The organism is Corynebacterium tuberculostearicum SK141 (assembly GCF_000175635.1).
GTDB classification, from domain to species: domain Bacteria; phylum Actinomycetota; class Actinomycetes; order Mycobacteriales; family Mycobacteriaceae; genus Corynebacterium; species Corynebacterium tuberculostearicum_C.
Genome location: NZ_ACVP01000012.1, coordinates 149,365 through 165,620 on the forward strand (window position 1 = coordinate 149,365; position 16,256 = coordinate 165,620).

The following is a 16,256-nucleotide window of genomic DNA, read 5'->3' on the forward strand; positions in this document are numbered from 1 at the left end:
AGCGTGGAGAACACGTATGGACAGGCGCTGCGCCGCGGGGTGCAGCGCCTTCGTGCTGCCGGGGTGGCCAGCCCTGAGTGGGATGCACGCATCATGGCCGCGCACCTCATCCACTGCGGCCACATGGATATCCCTCTCGATCAATCTCCTATGCCCGGCTTCGACGTGGCCTTTGATGCACTGCTGCGCCGCCGGGAGGCCCGCGAGCCTTTGCAGTACGTACTAGGCAGCGCCTGGTTCGGCCCGCTGGAGCTCAAGGTGGGCCCGGGCGTATTTATCCCGCGGCCGGAAACCGAGGTTATGGCGGACTGGGCGGTGCACAATGCCGAAGGCCCGCGGCTGGTTGATTTGTGCACCGGCACGGGCGCGTTGGCGCTCTACCTGGCCCACTATCTGCCTGAAGCGCAGGTGAGGGCAGTCGAGCTTGCCGACGCCGCCTTGGCCTACACTCAAACCAATACCCGTAACACCGGGGTAGAGGTCATCCAGGCCGACGCCACGGCCGGCGACACCTTGGCAGACTGGAATGGGACCGTGGATCTCCTCGTGACTAATCCGCCCTACGTGCCGGAGACCCCGGATCTTGAACCGGAGGTATATCACGACCCGCATAACGCGGTCTTCGCCGGGGCGGATGGGATGGGGGTCATCACCGGCCTTATTCCGACCATTGCGCGCCTCGTGCGCCCAGGCGGCAAGGTGGCCATCGAACACGATGATTCCACGAGCGAGGCCGTACAAGCCGCATTGGCCCGACACGGCGGCTTTAAACAGATCGCACCGCTGCAAGACCTGACGGGAACGCCCCGGTTTGTCACTGCGGTGCGCGGGGTAGACTAAGACACTATTAAGGGCAAGAAGGGGAAAGATTATGCAAGGAAAGATTTTTAACTGCGCCGATGATGCCGAGCGCGAAGAGGGCATGAACATTGCCGTCAAGGCTGCGCAATCCGGTCGCCTTGTGGTCATGCCCACCGATACGCTCTATGGCCTCGGCTGCGATGCCTTTGATAATGATGCCGTAGCCAACCTCCTGGCCACCAAGCAGCGTGGCCCGGATATGCCGGTGCCGGTTTTGGTGGGTTCCTGGGATACCGTTCGCGGTCTGGTCGCTTCCTATACGGATACCGCGCGTGACTTGGTGGAGGCCTTCTGGCCCGGTGGCCTGTCCATCGTCGTCCCGCAAGCGCCGTCCCTGCCGTGGAACCTCGGCGATACCCGTGGCACCGTGATGCTGCGCATGCCGTTGCATCCCATCGCCATCGAGTTGCTGCGCGAGGTTGGCCCCATGGCTGTCTCCTCCGCCAATATTTCTGGCCACCAGCCACCAACCACGGCGCTTATGGCCAAGCAGCAGCTAGGTAAAGCCGTGACGGTTTACTTGGATGGGGGAGAGACGGCCGTCGGCAAGCCCTCGACGATCATTGATCTCTCTGGCGAGCGCCCGTATCTGCTGCGAGAAGGGGCACTTTCGGCCGAGGAAATCGGCGAGGTCATTGGCGTCGACGCGCAGACCCTGCGTACCCGCCCACAGGCTTAAGGGAGGAATGCGCGTGAGCGGCAGTGGTGTACCGCTGCGCGAGCTGGCCCTCGTCATCCTCGTCGCAGCAGCATTTACGTATCTCACCACCGGCGTGGTGCGCTCCGTTTTGGTGCGCACCGGCCGCGTGGCGGAGATTCGCCTGCGCGACGCCCACACACAGCCCACCCCGCGCATGGGTGGGGTGGCCATGTTTACCGGCTTCGCGGCGGCGATATTCCTCGCAGCCCAGCTTCCAGCCTTGACTCGGGGTTTTATGCCCGTCACTCCGGAGATGAATGCGGTACTCTGGGCGGCCCTGGCGCTATTGCTTGTCGGAGTGGTCGATGACTTGGTGGAGCTGAGTGCCATAGTGAAGCTGTTTGGCCAGCTCTTTGCTGCCACCTTGATGAGCGGGCTGGGCCTTACCTGGACCCTGCTTTTCATCCCTTTTGGCGGCGGCACCACGGTCGTCCTCGACCAATTGCAAAGCACCCTGCTCACCGCTTTCTTTACCGTTCTGCTCATCAATGCCATCAACTTTGTCGACGGCCTCGATGGCCTAGCGGCAGGCCTTGGCATGATTGCGGGCGGGGCAATTCTGGTGTTTTCTTTGACCGTTCTCCATGACCAAGGCGGTGCGGTCTCGGCATACCCACCGGCCATCATCAGCGCTGCCCTGGTGGGAATGTGCGCTGGATTCTTGCCGCATAACTTCGAACCGTCGCGCATCTTCATGGGCGATTCTGGCTCGATGCTTATTGGTCTCTTGCTCGCTGCGGCCTCGACTTCTGCGTCTGGCAAGATCAATATGTCGCTCTACGGCACGGTGGACATTGTCGCCTTGATGTCGCCCATCATTGTGGTGGTCGCAGCGGTGTTTATTCCAGTCCTGGACCTTGTCTGGGCCGTCATTCGCCGCCTGTCTCAAGGGCGCTCGCCGTTTTCGGCGGACAAGGCGCACATCCATCACCGCCTACTCTCGCTCGGCCATACCCACCGCCGGACCGTGCTGGTCCTTTACCTGTGGGTCTCCGCCGTAGCCTTCGGCGCGGTGTCCTTTTCTATCGTGCCCCCACCCGTGGCCATCGGCGTTACCGTTGTTGCCTTGCTCTTGGCATTCGCGGCAACCCTCGTACCTTTGCGGCAAGGAAAGATTGGCCCAGCTGCGCGAGAGACCGTCGTGGTGAAGGAATCCGAGCCCTCGTGAGGTAGGGTGTGTAGCCGTGAGTGACCAAATAGTGAATCCTGACTTTGATGACCCGCGACTTCCAATACAGCGAGCTGTAAGCCTAGGTGCAAAGGCTCTCCTTGCCATTACAATCGTTTCCCTCGCTGTGTGGGGCGGTATGAAGGGTATGCCGGGGGTATGGGGAGTTGCTATTGGTGCTGCCTTTGGCGGTGGTTTCGTGCTTTTTACAGCTGGGTCTGTCCTCCTTACCGCGAAATCTACCCCGCCCACAACGATTGCCTTAGTTCTAGGAGGGTGGCTAATCAAGCTAATTGTCCTTATTGGTGTGCTTGCCTTGATCCGCGATCTGGATTTCTACGACACTTGGGCGTTGTTTATAACGGTGGTTTTAGCTCTCGTTGTGACATTAGGCACCGAGGTTTGGGGAGTCGTTACCTCTAGGGTTACCTACGTATCCTAAGTCCCATACGGTTACTCTAGCGACCTCAATTTGGGATGTGCTGTTCTTTGCATGTCGTGGCGGAGGACAGCTCTTTTTTTATGTGCACTACCGGCCAGAAGTGGAAATGGGCACCCCCGAGGAGGAGGTGAAAGAGAACAGTGTGATGAACTCCACGTTCTTGAATTTGGCCGGAAAATAGCGGTTTTGATCCTTTGATCGCTGCTGTGGGAAAGATCAACTCGCAAACTGGGGCCCCCACGTGCAAAAACTCTTGATCTAGCTGATACTATTTCCCTCGGGTTACCGCGGTAGTTGGCACCAGCCTGCTTTCCGTCCTGGTAAATCCCTGCCTTGATCACGCTGATGTGCGACGGAGTCCGTGTTCAAGGCGGAGAGTTTGAGACGTCCATCGCACCACAGAAGCTTTCACAAGCTGTGTGGCCCGAACACGGGAGAGAACGCTGAGCGTTACAACATTGGCTATGAAAGGGCACTTCCATACGCCCGATCTAGGTGAAGAATTCTTCCCGGGGCAAATGAATGCTGACCATCTGTTTTTCGGCGACTTTGCCGGCGGATGGTTCGCGCTTGATCGCCTGATGCTGATTCGTATATTGATGACGCTGATTGTGGTGATCCTATTCTGGGCCGCCTTTAAGAACCCCAAGCTGGTTCCTTCCGGCCTTCAGAATGTGGGCGAAAACGCGGTCGACTTTGTCCGTGTACATATCGCTGAGGACATCTTGGGTAAGAAGGAGGGAAAGCGATTTCTGCCAATTATCGCTAGCATCTTCTTCGCGGTTTTGTTTATGAACGTTGCGACCGTTATCCCGGGGCTAAACGTCTCGCCAAACGGTCGTATTGGTATGCCAATTGTCTTGGCTGCCGTTGCGTATATCGCCATGATTTACGCCGGTGCTAAGCGTTACGGCTTGGGAAAGTTCATTCGCTCCTCTGTAGTGATTCCGAACTTGCCTCCGCTACTGCACTTGCTGGTGGTACCGATTGAATTTTTCTCTACGTTCATTCTGCGACCGGTTACCCTTGCTATTCGTCTCATGGCGAACTTCCTTGCTGGACACATCATCCTGGTTCTTCTCTTCTCTGCTACGAATTTCTTCTTCTGGCAGCTGAATGGGTGGACCGCCCTGTCTGGATTAACCGTTGTCTTGGGCTTGGCTATGAGCCTGTTCGAGATTCTGGTTATTTTCCTGCAGGCGTACATCTTCGCTCTGTTGACGGCGGTGTACATTGAGCTGTCCCTGCACGCAGATTCGCACTAAGGACGAGGTCGACGAGCGCGACCGAGTAAACCACCTAACTTCACAACATTGACATTCAGTCCGATTGTGGGCTGACACATTTACGAAAGGGAACGACTTTCACCATGAACGAGATCATTCTGGCAGCGGACGCCGCTTCTAAGTTTGAAGGCTTCGGTACTATTGGCTACGGCCTAGCAGCTATTGGTCCTGGTATCGGTATCGGCATCGTCGCCGGCAAGACCGTTGAGGCTATGGCTCGCCAGCCGGAGATGGCCGGTCAGCTTCGTACCACCATGTTCCTGGGTATCGCCTTCACTGAGGCCCTGGCACTTATTGGCCTCGTTGCCGGCTTCCTGTTCTAAAAGATCGAGTTTTCCAAACCGAAACTTTTAAGACGGGAGACCTATGAATAACGTCGTTTATATGCTTGCTGCAGAAGGAGGGGAGAACCCGGGATCGGGTAGCTTCTCCGTGCTTCTGCCCAAGAATTATGACATTTTCTGGTCTTTGCTGTGCTTCATTGTAATTCTCTTGTTGTTCTGGAAGCTTGTGCTTCCGAAGTACACCAAGATGCTGCAGGAGCGTGAAGACCGGATCGAGGGCGGCTTGAACCGCGCTAAGGCTCAGCAGGCCGAGGCTAAGGCTGCTCTGGAAAAGTACAATGCTCAGCTGGCCGATGCCCGTGCAGAGGCAGCCGAGATCCGCGAGCAGGCGCGTGAGCGCGGTAAGCAGATTGAGGCCGAGGCTAAGACCAACGCGGAAGAAGAGTCCCGCCGCATCGTCGCCAATGGCGAAAAGCAGCTGGAGGCTTCCCGCTCGCAGGTTGTTACTGAGCTGCGTTCCGAAATGGGCCAGAACTCCATCAACCTGGCGGAGAAGATTCTGGGCGGCGAGCTTTCCGACGCCTCTAAGAAGTCCTCCACCATTGATGGCTTCTTGTCCGAGCTCGACTCTGTGGCACCGGCCGGAAAGTAGGCAACTATGAAGGCAGCTAGCCGCGAAGCACTCGCAACCTCGCAAACCCGCTTGGATGAGATCCTGGGAGGCGACAACAATGTCGCCACCGCCGCGCAGGCGGGCCTGGATATCTTCGAGGTTGTCGATGTCTTGGATGCAGACCGCGAATTGCGCGTCGCATTCACCGATATCGCCGCCCCGAGCGAGGCACGCAAGTCCCTGGCTGAGACCCTGTTTGGCCCCAAGATTTCCGATGGCGCATTGCGCATCATCCAGGAAGCTGCGGCCGCACAGTGGTCCACCCCGAAGGACTTTGTCAAGGGCTTGGTGTCCCTGGGCCGCCGCGCACTGCTGCGCGGTGCTGAGGCGCAGGGTCAGCTGGGCCAGGTAGAAGACGAGCTCTTCCGCCTGTCCCAGATCCTTGACCGTGAGGGCGAGCTCACCCAGCTGCTTTCCGACCGAACTGCTGATTCCGCCCGCAAGCGCGGATTGCTGGCAAACGTGCTCTACGGCAAGGTCACGATGTTTACTGAGGCCCTCGTGCTTCAGGCCATCTCCCGCCCAGAGCAGAACCCGATCGATGACGTAGCCGCTCTGGCTGATTCTGCAGCTGACCTGCAGGACCGCACCATTGCGCGCGTTACCGCAGCGGGTGAACTAAACGAAGGCCAGCAAGCAGTACTCGCTGAGAAGCTGGGCAAAATTTATGGTCGTGCGATGTCCATTCACTCTGAGGTTGACACCAGCCTCCTCGGTGGCATGCGCATCCGCGTCGGCGATGAAGTCATTGATGGCTCCACGGCAGGCAAGATTGCCCGCCTGCGTGCCCAGATGGCGTAGCCGAAACGACAGAAACGATTTAAGTAAGTGCTGGAAGATACTACCGAGAGCAGGAAGAACATGGCGGAGCTGACGATCTCCTCCGACGAGATCCGTAGTGCGATTGCGAACTACACCTCGAGCTACTCCGCGGAGGCCTCCCGTGAGGAGGTCGGCGTGGTCATTTCGGCAGCTGACGGTATTGCGCAGGTTTCTGGCCTGCCGTCCGTTATGGCGAATGAGCTGCTCGAGTTCCCAGGCGGCGTGATTGGCGTCGCACAGAACCTTGACACTAACTCCATCGGTGTCGTGGTCCTGGGCAACTTCGAGTCCCTCAAGGAGGGCGACGAGGTTAAGAGGACCGGCGAGGTTCTCTCCATCCCAGTGGGCGAGGAATTCCTCGGCCGCGTAATTAACCCATTGGGTCAGCCGATCGACGGCATGGGCCCAATCAACGCTGAAGAGGAGCGCGTCCTCGAGTTGCAGGCACCATCCGTGCTGCAGCGCCAGCCGGTTGAAGAGCCAATGCAGACCGGCATCAAGGCTATCGACGCAATGACCCCGATCGGCCGCGGCCAGCGCCAGCTGGTCATCGGTGACCGTAAGACCGGTAAGACCGCGGTCTGCATCGATACCATTTTGAACCAGAAGGCTAACTGGGAGTCCGGCGACAAGGACAAGCAGGTACGCTGCATCTACGTCGCCATCGGCCAGAAGGGCTCGACCATCGCTGGCGTGCGCCGCACCCTTGAGGAGCACGGCGCACTGGATTACACCACCATCGTGGCCGCACCGGCTTCCGATTCCGCCGGCTTCAAGTGGCTGGCACCGTTCTCCGGTGCAGCGCTGGGTCAGCACTGGATGTACCAGGGCAACCACGTCCTGGTTATCTACGATGATCTGACCAAGCAGGCTGAGGCCTACCGTGCCATTTCCTTGCTGCTGCGCCGTCCGCCGGGACGCGAGGCATACCCAGGCGATGTGTTCTACCTGCACTCCCGCCTGCTGGAGCGTGCTGCAAAGCTTTCCGACGACATGGGTGCTGGTTCCATGACCGCCCTGCCGATCATTGAGACCAAGGCAAACGACGTCGGCGCCTTCATTCCGACCAACGTCATCTCCATTACTGACGGCCAGGTCTTCTTGGAGTCCGACCTGTTCAACCAGGGCGTTCGCCCGGCTATTAACGTCGGTGTTTCCGTCTCCCGTGTCGGTGGCGCTGCACAGACCAAGGGCATGAAGAAGGTCGCCGGTAACCTGCGTCTGGACCTGGCTTCCTACCGTGACCTGCAGGCCTTCGCGGCATTCGCATCTGACCTGGATGCTGCCTCCAAGGCTCAGTTGGAGCGCGGTTCCCGTCTGGTCGAGCTGCTGAAGCAGTCGGAGTCCTCCCCGCAGCCGGTGGAGTACCAGATGGTGTCCATTTACCTCGCCGAGGCTGGCATCTTCGACGTCGTTCCCGTTGAAGACGTCCGCCGCTTCGAGGACGAGGTGCACGAGTACCTCAATGCCAATACCCCAGAGGTCTTTGAGCAGATTTCCGGCGGCAAGCCGCTGACCGATGAGTCCAAGGACGCATTGGTTGCGGCAGCTAAGGACTTCCAGCCGACCTTCCGCACCTCCGAGGGCCACAACCTAGGCTCCGAGGCGCCGGAAGAGCCGTTGGATGAAAGCGACGTAAAGAACACCGAGCTCAACGTCTCCCGCAAGACGGCTAAGTAGAGTTCAGAACTCAAAACTAACCGTCTAGATTAAAGAAGGGAGGAGACACGATGGCTAATCTTCGCGAACTACGTGACCGCATCCGGTCCGTCAATTCGACTAAGAAGATCACCAAGGCCCAGGAGCTCATTGCTACCTCGCGCATTACCAAGGCGCAGGCTAGGGTAGAGGCCTCACAGCCGTACGCGGCTGAGATGACCAGCATGATGAACAAGCTGGCTGCGGCTTCTACGTTGGAGCATGACATGCTGCGTGAGCGTGAAGACGGAAACGTCGCCGCCATCCTCGTGGTCACTTCTGACCGCGGTATGTGCGGTGGCTACAACAACAACGTCTTCAAGAAGGCGGCACAGCTGCAAGCTCTCCTGGAAAGCAAGGGCTACGAGGTAGTTCGCTACGTTACCGGTAATAAGGGCATCGGCCACTACAAGTTCCGCGAGGACGAGGTAGTTGGCAGCTGGGGCGGTTTCTCTCAGGATCCAACTTGGGAGACCACCCACGATGTGCGCCGTCACCTGATTGATGGCTTTATTGCTGGTTCCCATGGCACTACCAAGGGCCGCGACGGCCTGCATGCGCAGGGTGAAGGCGCCGGTGTACGTGGCTTTGACCAGCTACACGTTGTTTACACCGAGTTTGAGTCCATGCTGACCCAGACCGCGCGTGCTCAGCAGCTGTTGCCAGTTCAGCCGGTTATTCAGGATGAGGAGTATCACCTCGGTGAATCCGCTCTGACTGACTCCGAGTCTGCGGATGATGTCGCCGCAGGATTCGAGTTTGAGCCAGACGCAGATACGCTGATGGAAGCGCTGCTTCCGCAGTACGTCTCGCGTATCCTGTTTGCTATGTTCTTGGAAGCTTCCGCTTCCGAGTCCGCTGCACGCCGTACAGCTATGAAGTCTGCTACTGACAACGCAACCGAGATGGTCGAGGACCTCTCTCGCGTGGCTAACCAGGCCCGTCAGGCACAGATTACCCAGGAAATTTCAGAGATCGTCGGTGGCGCTGGCGCGCTATCTGACAGCGCAGAAAGTGACTAGATTATGACTACAGCTCTGCAAGAGCAGAATGCACAGTCTTCGGCAGTCGCCGGTCGTGTCGTGCGCGTCATCGGTCCGGTTGTGGACGTGGAATTCCCACGTGAGGCACTGCCGGCCCTGTACAACGCACTGCACGTCGACATTAAGCTCGAAGCTGTTGCAAAGACCGTCACCCTCGAGGTCGCTCAGCACCTCGGTGACAACCTTGTCCGTACCGTGTCCATGGCACCGACCGACGGCCTCGTCCGCGGTGCCGAGGTCATCGACTCCGGAAAGCCAATTTCCGTGCCGGTCGGCGACGTCGTCAAGGGCCACGTCTTCAACGCCCTCGGTGACTGCCTCGACGAGCCGGGTCTCGGCCGCGATGGTGAGCAGTGGGGCATCCACCGCGAGCCGCCAGCGTTTGACCAGCTCGAGGGTAAGACCGAGATTCTGGAGACCGGCATTAAGGTCATTGACTTGCTGACCCCGTACGTTAAGGGCGGCAAGATTGGCCTCTTCGGCGGCGCAGGTGTGGGTAAGACCGTTCTCATTCAGGAGATGATTACCCGTATCGCCCGTGAGTTCTCCGGTACCTCCGTCTTCGCCGGCGTCGGCGAGCGTACCCGTGAGGGCACCGACCTCTTCCTGGAGATGGAAGAGATGGGCGTGCTGCAAGATACCGCACTTGTCTTCGGCCAGATGGATGAGCCGCCAGGAGTCCGTATGCGCGTGGCTCTGTCCGGCCTGACCATGGCGGAGTATTTCCGCGATGTGCAGAACCAGGACGTGCTGCTGTTCATCGACAACATCTTCCGTTTCACCCAGGCCGGCTCTGAGGTTTCGACCCTGCTGGGTCGTATGCCTTCCGCTGTGGGTTACCAGCCAACCCTGGCTGATGAGATGGGTGTCCTGCAGGAGCGCATTACCTCGACCAAGGGCCGTTCCATTACGTCCCTGCAGGCCGTTTACGTTCCTGCCGATGACTACACCGACCCGGCTCCGGCAACGACGTTCGCTCACCTGGACGCCACCACCGAGCTGGACCGTGCTATTGCTTCCAAGGGTATTTACCCAGCAGTGAACCCGCTGACCTCTACCTCTCGTATCCTCGAGCCGGGTATCGTTGGCGAGAAGCACTACGAGGTTGCACAGCGCGTCATCGGTATTCTGCAGAAGAACAAGGAACTCCAGGACATCATCGCCATCCTTGGTATGGACGAGCTGTCCGAGGAGGATAAGGTCACCGTTCAGCGTGCCCGCCGTATCGAGCGCTTCTTGGGCCAGAACTTCTTCGTCGCACAGAAGTTCACCGGCCTGCCGGGCTCTTACGTGCCGCTGTCTGAGACCATCGATGCCTTCGAGCGCATCTGCGATGGCGAGTTTGACCACTACCCAGAGCAGGCTTTCAACGGCTTGGGTGGCTTGGACGACGTCAAGGCTGCATACGAGAAGTTGAACGAGAAGTAGGGAGAGGCACATGGCTGACATCACCGCCGAATTGGTTTCCGTCGAGCGCCTGCTGTGGTCTGGACAGGCCTCCATGGTCACGGCTGAGACCACCGAGGGTGAGATCGGCGTGCTTCCCGGTCACGAGCCAATGATCGGTCAGCTGATCGATAATGGCGTGGTGACCATCCACCCAGTGGACGGCGAGCGCCGCGTCGCCGCCGTGCAGGGTGGTTTCCTCTCCGTTACCCAGGACAAGATTACCGTCCTCGCTGATTGGGCCATCTGGTCCAATGAGGTGGATGAGGAGAAGGCTCAGAAGGATTTCGCTTCTGAGCACGAGCTCACCAAGTCCCGTGGCGAGGCCGCACAGCGTGCAGTTCGCCGCGCCAAGGCTTAATACCTTGGATTGGTAGGAGAGGGCAGCAATAGCCGCCCTTCCTGCTCTCTTAAGGCGCGTCGGTTTATAGCCGGTGCGCCTTCTTCGTTTTTTCTTTGCCTTTTCTTATTGGCGTGTAGGCCCTTCAAGGCGCTACAATCCAAAGAATCAGTTTCTCCACAGAGCGAGGATGGCGTGAAAAGGCCCATGAATTCAACGGTGGTTGCAGTGCTTCTGTGGGCCCTTGCAGTGGCCCTGCTGCTAGTTATTTTTCTGGCTGCGCTTCGCTTTTTCACCGTGCGATCGCGCGGTACTTCAGTCCTTCTGCGCCGAGTTCCGGCTAAGAATTCCCTTTCCTGGCGCCATGGTTCGTTGCGTTATGAAGGCGAATTTGTGGAGTATTTCAAGCTCCGTTCTGTCTCTCCGCGCTGCGATCTGCGCATCAACCGCCTCGACATCGAAGTAGTGAGCACCCGCCCGCTTGATGATGACGAGGCTTCTTTTATGTCCGCTGCCACCGAGGTCGTTCGCTTTCGGGCCAAGGGAAAAGAATATGAGCTGGCGTCCGACGCACACGGCATCATGGCCTTTGGGGCGTGGGTAGAGGCCGCTCCATCAAAGCGCCAGCAGCGCTTTGACTTCCGGGAATTGCGCGAGCGCGCTACCCGTCAATCCAAGCGATAACTCCACCCGCTAGGGTAGAGAACATGCGTTTAGTAATCGCCCGATGCTCAGTAGATTACGTGGGCCGCTTGGATGCCCACCTGCCGATGGCAGACCGCCTGCTCATCGTCAAAGCGGACGGTTCCGTGTCCGTGCATGCCGACGACCGCGCTTATAAGCCGCTCAACTGGATGACACCCCCGTGCACCCTGAAGGAGTCAGCGATTGAGGACCTCGACGGGGAAGACACCGGCGAAATTTTGTGGCTGGTGGAAAACCCCAAGGGCGAGCAGTTACGTATCACCATTGCTGAGATTCATGAAGAAATCTCCTATGACATGGGCGAGGATCCAGGCCTAGTCAAGGATGGCGTCGAAGCTCACTTACAAGAGCTGTTGGCGGACCAGATTGATACCTTGGGCGCGCGCTACACCTTGGTGCGCCGCGAATATCCTACAGCCATCGGTCCTGTGGACATCATGGCGAAGGATGAGAACAATAATAACGTCGCCATCGAGGTAAAGCGCCGCGGTGGCATTGATGGCGTAGAACAGCTGACACGGTATCTAGAGCTGCTTAATCGCGATGAACTTCTCGCCCCTGTGTCCGGTGTATTTGCGGCCCAGGAAATCAAGCCGCAAGCTCGTACCTTGGCTGAGGACCGCGGCATTCGGTGCGTCGTATTGGATTACCAGGAGTTGCGCGGGCTCGAGTCGAATGAACTGCGACTGTTCTAATGCCACGGCGAAATAGACGCAAACCCATAGAGATCCGATCCCTGCCTAAGGACGGCTCAACCTTTCTGGGCTCGCAAACGGTCGAGGGACCAAGCTGGACGCACGGCGAACCCTACGTCATGCGGCATATTGGTTCTGCTCGCGCTCAGAAGTACTACGTGTGCCCTGGCTGTAACCAAAACATTCCGCCCGGGGTGGCACACATCGTCGCCTGGCCGCGAGACGTGGGCCGCCAGGGCGACGATCGCCGGCATTGGCACCGCCACTGCTGGGAGCGTAGGTAGACTAGCGGGCATGATTGTTGCATTTTCTGTAGCCCCAGCGGTGGTCAATAATGACTCCCAAGAAATGGCTGATGCCGTGTCCGAGGCTGTGCGCGTAGTCCGCGAATCCGGCCTGCCCAACGAGACTAATGCCATGTTCACCTTGCTAGAGGGCGAATGGGACGAGGTCTTTGGCACGATTAAAAAAGCCACCGATGCAGTGCGTGCGGTTTCCCCACGCACTTCTTTGGTGGTCAAGGCCGATATTCGCGAAGGCGTAACTAATCAGCTAACGGACAAAGTAGATGCGGTTAACCGCCGCCTTGCAAAGGAGGACTAGATGACTTCACCAAATAATGCTTATGTAGGAGGAGCGCTCGACCTCAGCCAGGTCAAGGCGCGAGCCGAGGCCCGCCAGAAGGCGCAGGAATCGCCGCAGACAAGTGCCGGCGGCGTCCAGCCCTTCTTCACAGTGACCGAGGCAAACTTCGATCAAGATGTGGTTCGCCGGTCTACGGAAGTTCCGGTCGTGGTCCTCATCGGTACTGCTCGCTCTACCCAGTCGGAGCAGTTGAAGACGGACCTTGCGGATTTGGCCGCGCAAGGAAACTTGAGCTTCTTGGTTGCTTACGTGGATGCGGATGCTACTCCGCAGGTTGCGCAGGCCTTTGGTGTTAAGAATCTGCCGACAGTCGTGGCCTTGGGCGCTGGGCAGCCACTAACGAACTTTGAGGGTGCGCAACCCAAAGACGCCCTAAAGCAATGGGTCGATACCCTGGTGCAAAATGTTGGACCACAGCTGAAGGGCCTGCAAGGCAATGAGGCATCGGAACAGCCACAAGAGGAAGAAGTGGATCCGCGTCTCCAGGAAGCAGAAAGCTTCTTGAACGCCGGCGACTTTGATGGCGCTCTCAACGTCTACAACTCCATCTTGGAATCCGAGCCCGATAATGTGCAGATCAAACAGGCGCGCGACACCACCGTATTGCTCCAGCGCCTCGATCCTGCCAACCAGACCGAGGACCCGATTGCGGCCGCGGAAGGGGATAAAGGGGACGTCGATAAGCAAATGCGAGCTGCCGACGCCGAGGTGGTAGCCGGAGCCCCAGAAAAGGCCTTTGATCGCCTCATCGAGACTATGAAGACAACGGCTGGTGATGAGAAGTCACGCCTGCGCGAGCGCTTGCTGGAGCTCTTCGGACTCTTTGAGGGGAATGACCCGCGTGTGATGGAAGCTCGCACCAAGCTGGCAAGTGCCTTGTACTAGCTCGGGTAGCATAAAAGCATGACTTCAGTGCTTTTCCTGTGCAATACAAATCGCGGCAAGTCGCAGATGGCTGCGGCGCTAGCCGCCAAGCATGCGCCTGGATGGGATATTTACTCGGCTGGGGTGCAAACTACCCCGGAGCATACCCAGCAGGGCATCAATCAAGAAGCCAAAGCTTCCCTCGCGAAGGTGGGAGCAGAAATGACTGGTATCCCTGCTCTAGTGGATCCCCACCTGGCTGCCGCTGTCGACCACGTCATCTTAGTAGGTGATGCGAAATATGAGGGGCCAGCGCAGCGGTGGGATATTGAGGACCCCTCGCTCCGCGGACTTGAAGGGGAAGAGCGTATGGACGCGTTGCGCGATGACATAGATGCTCGCGTAGCTGAGTTCGTGCGCGCCCAGCGATAACTCTCTATCCTTCCAGCACGTACCACTGCACGGAATTGGCCGGCAGATGCAGCGTCGTGGAGTTGTTCTCCACGCGGATGCGCTGGGGAAGTGGGTTCCCAGCGCCTTCGTAGACGGCGTCATCGGTGTTGAGTACCATGTTCCATTCGCCGTCCTGTGGAACCCAGAGGCCATAGTTGGGGATGGAAGAACCCGAAAGGTTGCATACGGCGAGCAAGGCAGACCCGTCCGCGCCGTAGCGGACGTAACCAAGCACGTTATTCGTCGAGTCATCGGCCTTGACCCATTGGAAGCCGTCTTGGTTGAAATCCTGGCTCCACAAAGCTGGGGTGTCACGGTAGATGAGGTTGATATCGCGCACTAGGCGCTTAATGCCTTGGTGCCATTCATTGCCCCAACCATCGAGGTTGCCCCAGTCCACGGAATGTTCCTCGGACCACTCGGTGGTTTGGCCAAATTCCTGGCCCATGAAGAGCAGATTTTTGCCGGGGTGGGAGAACATGTAGCCATAGAGGGCGCGGAGGCCGGCGGCCTTATTCCAGTCGTCGCCAGGCATGCGCTCCCACAGCGAGCCTTTACCGTGCACAACTTCGTCGTGGCTAAACGGCAACACGTAGCGCTCAGAATAGGCATAGACCATGGAGAAGGTGAGCTCGCCGTGGTGATAGGAACGGTGAATGGGCTCGTGCTTGAAGTACTCCAAGGTGTCATTCATCCAGCCCATATTCCATTTCAGGGAAAAGCCCAACCCGTTTTCGGAAGTAGGAGCGGTAACGCCCGGCCAGGAGGTGGATTCCTCAGCGATGGTGAGTACGCCTGGATGCGTGCGGTTGAGGGTGGCGTTGGTTTCCTGCAGGAATTGCACGGCCTCTAGGTTCTCGCGGCCGCCATATTGGTTGGGCAGCCACTCATCGCGGGAATAGTCCAGGTAGAGCATGGAAGCCACGGCGTCTACGCGCAGGCCGTCGATGTGGAATTCTTCGGCCCAATACAGGGCGTTGGCCACGAGGAAATTGCGGACCTCATTGCGGCCGAAGTCAAAGACATAGGTGCCCCAGTCAGCCTGCTCGCCGCGGCGGGGATCGGGGTGCTCGTAGAGAGCCTGGCCGTCAAAGCGACCAAGGGCCCAATCATCCTTGGGGAAGTGGGCTGGCACCCAGTCCACGATGACGCCGATGCCATTCTCGTGCAGGGCATTGACCAGCTCCCGGAATTCATCCGGCGAGCCCCAACGCGCAGACGGCGAGTAGTAGCCAGAGACTTGGTAGCCCCAAGACCCGCCGAAGGGGTGCTCGGCCACGGGCAAGAGCTCGACGTGGGTGAAACCGTGCTCCTTAAGGTATGGGATAAGATCTTCGCGCAAGCGGTTGTAGTTGGCGCCGACCTTCCACGAACCAACGTGGACCTCATAGACGCTCATGGGCACATCGAGGTTTCCGGTACGTTTGTCCATCCAGGAGGAATCGGACCAAGCGAAGCTGGTGGAATCCACGATCGAGTCCGTTTCCGGCGGGCAGGCGGTGCGCTTGGCTAGGGGATCGGCCTTGTCTTTGCGGCCTTCCTGGCTAAAGATGGCGAACTTATAGTGCTCGCCAGTACCGATGCCCGGAACAAAGACCTCCCATACGCCGGTAGAACCGAGCGATCGCATTGGGTACTGGGTTGGGTTCCAGCCACAGAAATTGCCTACTACGGCAACGCCTTGGGCATTAGGGGCCCACACGGCAAAGGAGACGCCGGAAACGGTACCCATTTCGGTGTCATAAGAACGCAGGTTGGCGCCGAGGACATCCCAGAGGCGCTCGTGGCGGCCTTCCCCAATCAGGTGCAGATCCAGCGAGCCCACCGTGGGAAGGAAGTGATAGCCGTCTGCCACGGTGCGCGTAGGGGCCTCGGGGTAGGAGATTTCTAAGCGGTAATCGCAGTTATCGCCAATTTCCGCCTCCCAGATATCATCGCCCACCATATTCATGGACACGGATTGTGCGGGAGTGTGAAGCTGTACCGCGGTTGCACCAGGCTGGCGGGTGCGGACGGTACCTTCATGCCAGCCGTAGAAGCCGTGTGGGTCATGGTGGCGGCAGTCATTGAGGCGGGTGAGGTCAGCGGCCGGGATAGTCATACAATCAGAGTACCTAGTTCGAGTGCGGTC

General features: G+C 58.5%; 19 protein-coding genes. 18 read left to right on the forward strand and 1 reads right to left on the reverse strand.

All coding sequences use genetic code 11. The features are described from left to right. Positions 1–3: 3 nt before the first annotated feature. The 18 genes from prmC (at position 4) to CORTU0001_RS04255 (ending at position 14,104) form a co-directional block, all read left to right on the forward strand. Positions 4–840 carry a peptide chain release factor N(5)-glutamine methyltransferase gene (gene prmC, locus CORTU0001_RS04175; protein WP_005327638.1) on the forward strand — a complete coding sequence of 279 codons (837 nt, stop codon included), beginning with the start codon at positions 4–6 and terminating at the stop codon, positions 838–840. A 31-nt stretch (positions 841–871) separates the two neighbouring features. Then, a complete protein-coding gene (locus CORTU0001_RS04180; protein WP_005327639.1) occupies positions 872–1,540 on the forward strand; it encodes an L-threonylcarbamoyladenylate synthase in 669 nt (222 codons plus the stop codon). Between the two features lie 13 nt (positions 1,541–1,553). After that, complete coding sequence (locus CORTU0001_RS04185; protein WP_005327640.1) at positions 1,554–2,729, forward strand: MraY family glycosyltransferase; 1,176 nt, start codon at positions 1,554–1,556, stop codon at positions 2,727–2,729. A 16-nt stretch (positions 2,730–2,745) separates the two neighbouring features. After that, the gene (locus tag CORTU0001_RS04190) at positions 2,746–3,171 is read left to right on the forward strand and encodes a Cg1360 family ATP-synthase-associated protein (RefSeq protein WP_034668137.1); all 426 of its coding nucleotides are present in this window, start codon (positions 2,746–2,748) and stop codon (positions 3,169–3,171) included. A gap of 464 nt (positions 3,172–3,635) precedes the next feature. Further along, a complete protein-coding gene (gene atpB / locus CORTU0001_RS04195; protein ID WP_005323384.1) occupies positions 3,636–4,436 on the forward strand; it encodes a F0F1 ATP synthase subunit A in 801 nt (266 codons plus the stop codon). Between the two features lie 104 nt (positions 4,437–4,540). After that, positions 4,541–4,780: an ATP synthase F0 subunit C gene (locus CORTU0001_RS04200; RefSeq protein WP_005323383.1), complete on the forward strand. Its 240-nt coding sequence runs from the start codon at positions 4,541–4,543 to the stop codon at positions 4,778–4,780. A 43-nt stretch (positions 4,781–4,823) separates the two neighbouring features. Further along, positions 4,824–5,393 carry a F0F1 ATP synthase subunit B gene (locus CORTU0001_RS04205; protein ID WP_005327643.1) on the forward strand — a complete coding sequence of 190 codons (570 nt, stop codon included), beginning with the start codon at positions 4,824–4,826 and terminating at the stop codon, positions 5,391–5,393. 6 nt (positions 5,394–5,399) lie between these two features. Beyond that, a complete protein-coding gene (locus CORTU0001_RS04210; protein ID WP_005327644.1) occupies positions 5,400–6,215 on the forward strand; it encodes a F0F1 ATP synthase subunit delta in 816 nt (271 codons plus the stop codon). A 60-nt stretch (positions 6,216–6,275) separates the two neighbouring features. Beyond that, positions 6,276–7,916 carry a F0F1 ATP synthase subunit alpha gene (gene atpA / locus CORTU0001_RS04215; RefSeq protein WP_005327645.1) on the forward strand — a complete coding sequence of 547 codons (1,641 nt, stop codon included), beginning with the start codon at positions 6,276–6,278 and terminating at the stop codon, positions 7,914–7,916. A gap of 50 nt (positions 7,917–7,966) precedes the next feature. Continuing rightward, positions 7,967–8,956, forward strand: coding sequence for a F0F1 ATP synthase subunit gamma (locus CORTU0001_RS04220; RefSeq protein WP_005327646.1), 990 nt, complete (start codon positions 7,967–7,969; stop codon positions 8,954–8,956). A gap of 3 nt (positions 8,957–8,959) precedes the next feature. Next, positions 8,960–10,405 carry a F0F1 ATP synthase subunit beta gene (atpD, locus tag CORTU0001_RS04225; protein WP_005323378.1) on the forward strand — a complete coding sequence of 482 codons (1,446 nt, stop codon included), beginning with the start codon at positions 8,960–8,962 and terminating at the stop codon, positions 10,403–10,405. Positions 10,406–10,415: 10 nt separating this feature from the next. Continuing rightward, positions 10,416–10,784, forward strand: a complete 369-nt coding sequence (locus CORTU0001_RS04230) for a F0F1 ATP synthase subunit epsilon (protein WP_005323377.1) — start codon at positions 10,416–10,418, stop codon at positions 10,782–10,784. Between the two features lie 186 nt (positions 10,785–10,970). Continuing rightward, positions 10,971–11,447: a DUF2550 domain-containing protein gene (locus tag CORTU0001_RS04235; RefSeq protein ID WP_005323376.1), complete on the forward strand. Its 477-nt coding sequence runs from the start codon at positions 10,971–10,973 to the stop codon at positions 11,445–11,447. 23 nt (positions 11,448–11,470) lie between these two features. Then, positions 11,471–12,163 carry an endonuclease NucS gene (gene nucS, locus CORTU0001_RS04240; protein WP_005327648.1) on the forward strand — a complete coding sequence of 231 codons (693 nt, stop codon included), beginning with the start codon at positions 11,471–11,473 and terminating at the stop codon, positions 12,161–12,163. Further along, entirely contained in the window at positions 12,163–12,447 is a 285-nt protein-coding gene (locus tag CORTU0001_RS11920; RefSeq protein WP_084771618.1) for a hypothetical protein, read from the forward strand. The genes nucS and CORTU0001_RS11920 overlap by 1 nt, the downstream gene beginning before the upstream one ends. Before the next feature lie 10 nt (positions 12,448–12,457). Continuing rightward, positions 12,458–12,766 (forward strand): thiamine-binding protein, encoded by a 309-nt coding sequence (locus tag CORTU0001_RS04245; protein WP_005327649.1) that lies wholly within the window; start codon positions 12,458–12,460, stop codon positions 12,764–12,766. Continuing rightward, positions 12,767–13,693 carry a tetratricopeptide repeat protein gene (locus CORTU0001_RS04250; protein WP_005327650.1) on the forward strand — a complete coding sequence of 309 codons (927 nt, stop codon included), beginning with the start codon at positions 12,767–12,769 and terminating at the stop codon, positions 13,691–13,693. An 18-nt stretch (positions 13,694–13,711) separates the two neighbouring features. Further along, the gene (locus tag CORTU0001_RS04255) at positions 13,712–14,104 is read left to right on the forward strand and encodes an arsenate reductase/protein-tyrosine-phosphatase family protein (protein WP_005327651.1); all 393 of its coding nucleotides are present in this window, start codon (positions 13,712–13,714) and stop codon (positions 14,102–14,104) included. A gap of 4 nt (positions 14,105–14,108) precedes the next feature. Here CORTU0001_RS04255 and glgB read toward each other — a convergent pair whose 3' ends face one another. Then, entirely contained in the window at positions 14,109–16,226 is a 2,118-nt protein-coding gene (gene glgB / locus CORTU0001_RS04260; RefSeq protein WP_005327652.1) for a 1,4-alpha-glucan branching protein GlgB, read from the reverse strand. Between the last annotated feature and the right edge of the window lie 30 nt (positions 16,227–16,256).

Excerpts from the sequence above, each read along its gene's own strand:
- CORTU0001_RS04235 (WP_005323376.1), top strand. The coding sequence starts at position 10,971 with ATGAATTCAACGGTGGTTGCAGTGCTTCTGTGGGCCCTTGCAGTGGCC.
- CORTU0001_RS04200 (WP_005323383.1), top strand. The coding sequence starts at position 4,541 with ATGAACGAGATCATTCTGGCAGCGGACGCCGCTTCTAAGTTTGAAGGC.
- CORTU0001_RS11920 (WP_084771618.1), top strand. The coding sequence starts at position 12,163 with ATGCCACGGCGAAATAGACGCAAACCCATAGAGATCCGATCCCTGCCT.
- atpD (WP_005323378.1), top strand. The coding sequence starts at position 8,960 with ATGACTACAGCTCTGCAAGAGCAGAATGCACAGTCTTCGGCAGTCGCC.
- CORTU0001_RS04205 (WP_005327643.1), top strand. The coding sequence starts at position 4,824 with ATGAATAACGTCGTTTATATGCTTGCTGCAGAAGGAGGGGAGAACCCG.
- CORTU0001_RS04255 (WP_005327651.1), top strand. The coding sequence starts at position 13,712 with ATGACTTCAGTGCTTTTCCTGTGCAATACAAATCGCGGCAAGTCGCAG.
- CORTU0001_RS04230 (WP_005323377.1), top strand. The coding sequence starts at position 10,416 with ATGGCTGACATCACCGCCGAATTGGTTTCCGTCGAGCGCCTGCTGTGG.
- CORTU0001_RS04180 (WP_005327639.1), top strand. The coding sequence starts at position 872 with ATGCAAGGAAAGATTTTTAACTGCGCCGATGATGCCGAGCGCGAAGAG.
- CORTU0001_RS04210 (WP_005327644.1), top strand. The coding sequence starts at position 5,400 with ATGAAGGCAGCTAGCCGCGAAGCACTCGCAACCTCGCAAACCCGCTTG.
- nucS (WP_005327648.1), top strand. The coding sequence starts at position 11,471 with ATGCGTTTAGTAATCGCCCGATGCTCAGTAGATTACGTGGGCCGCTTG.
- CORTU0001_RS04220 (WP_005327646.1), top strand. The coding sequence starts at position 7,967 with ATGGCTAATCTTCGCGAACTACGTGACCGCATCCGGTCCGTCAATTCG.
- CORTU0001_RS04245 (WP_005327649.1), top strand. The coding sequence starts at position 12,458 with ATGATTGTTGCATTTTCTGTAGCCCCAGCGGTGGTCAATAATGACTCC.
- atpA (WP_005327645.1), top strand. The coding sequence starts at position 6,276 with ATGGCGGAGCTGACGATCTCCTCCGACGAGATCCGTAGTGCGATTGCG.
- glgB (WP_005327652.1), bottom strand. The coding sequence starts at position 16,226 with ATGACTATCCCGGCCGCTGACCTCACCCGCCTCAATGACTGCCGCCAC.
- atpB (WP_005323384.1), top strand. The coding sequence starts at position 3,636 with ATGAAAGGGCACTTCCATACGCCCGATCTAGGTGAAGAATTCTTCCCG.
- CORTU0001_RS04250 (WP_005327650.1), top strand. The coding sequence starts at position 12,767 with ATGACTTCACCAAATAATGCTTATGTAGGAGGAGCGCTCGACCTCAGC.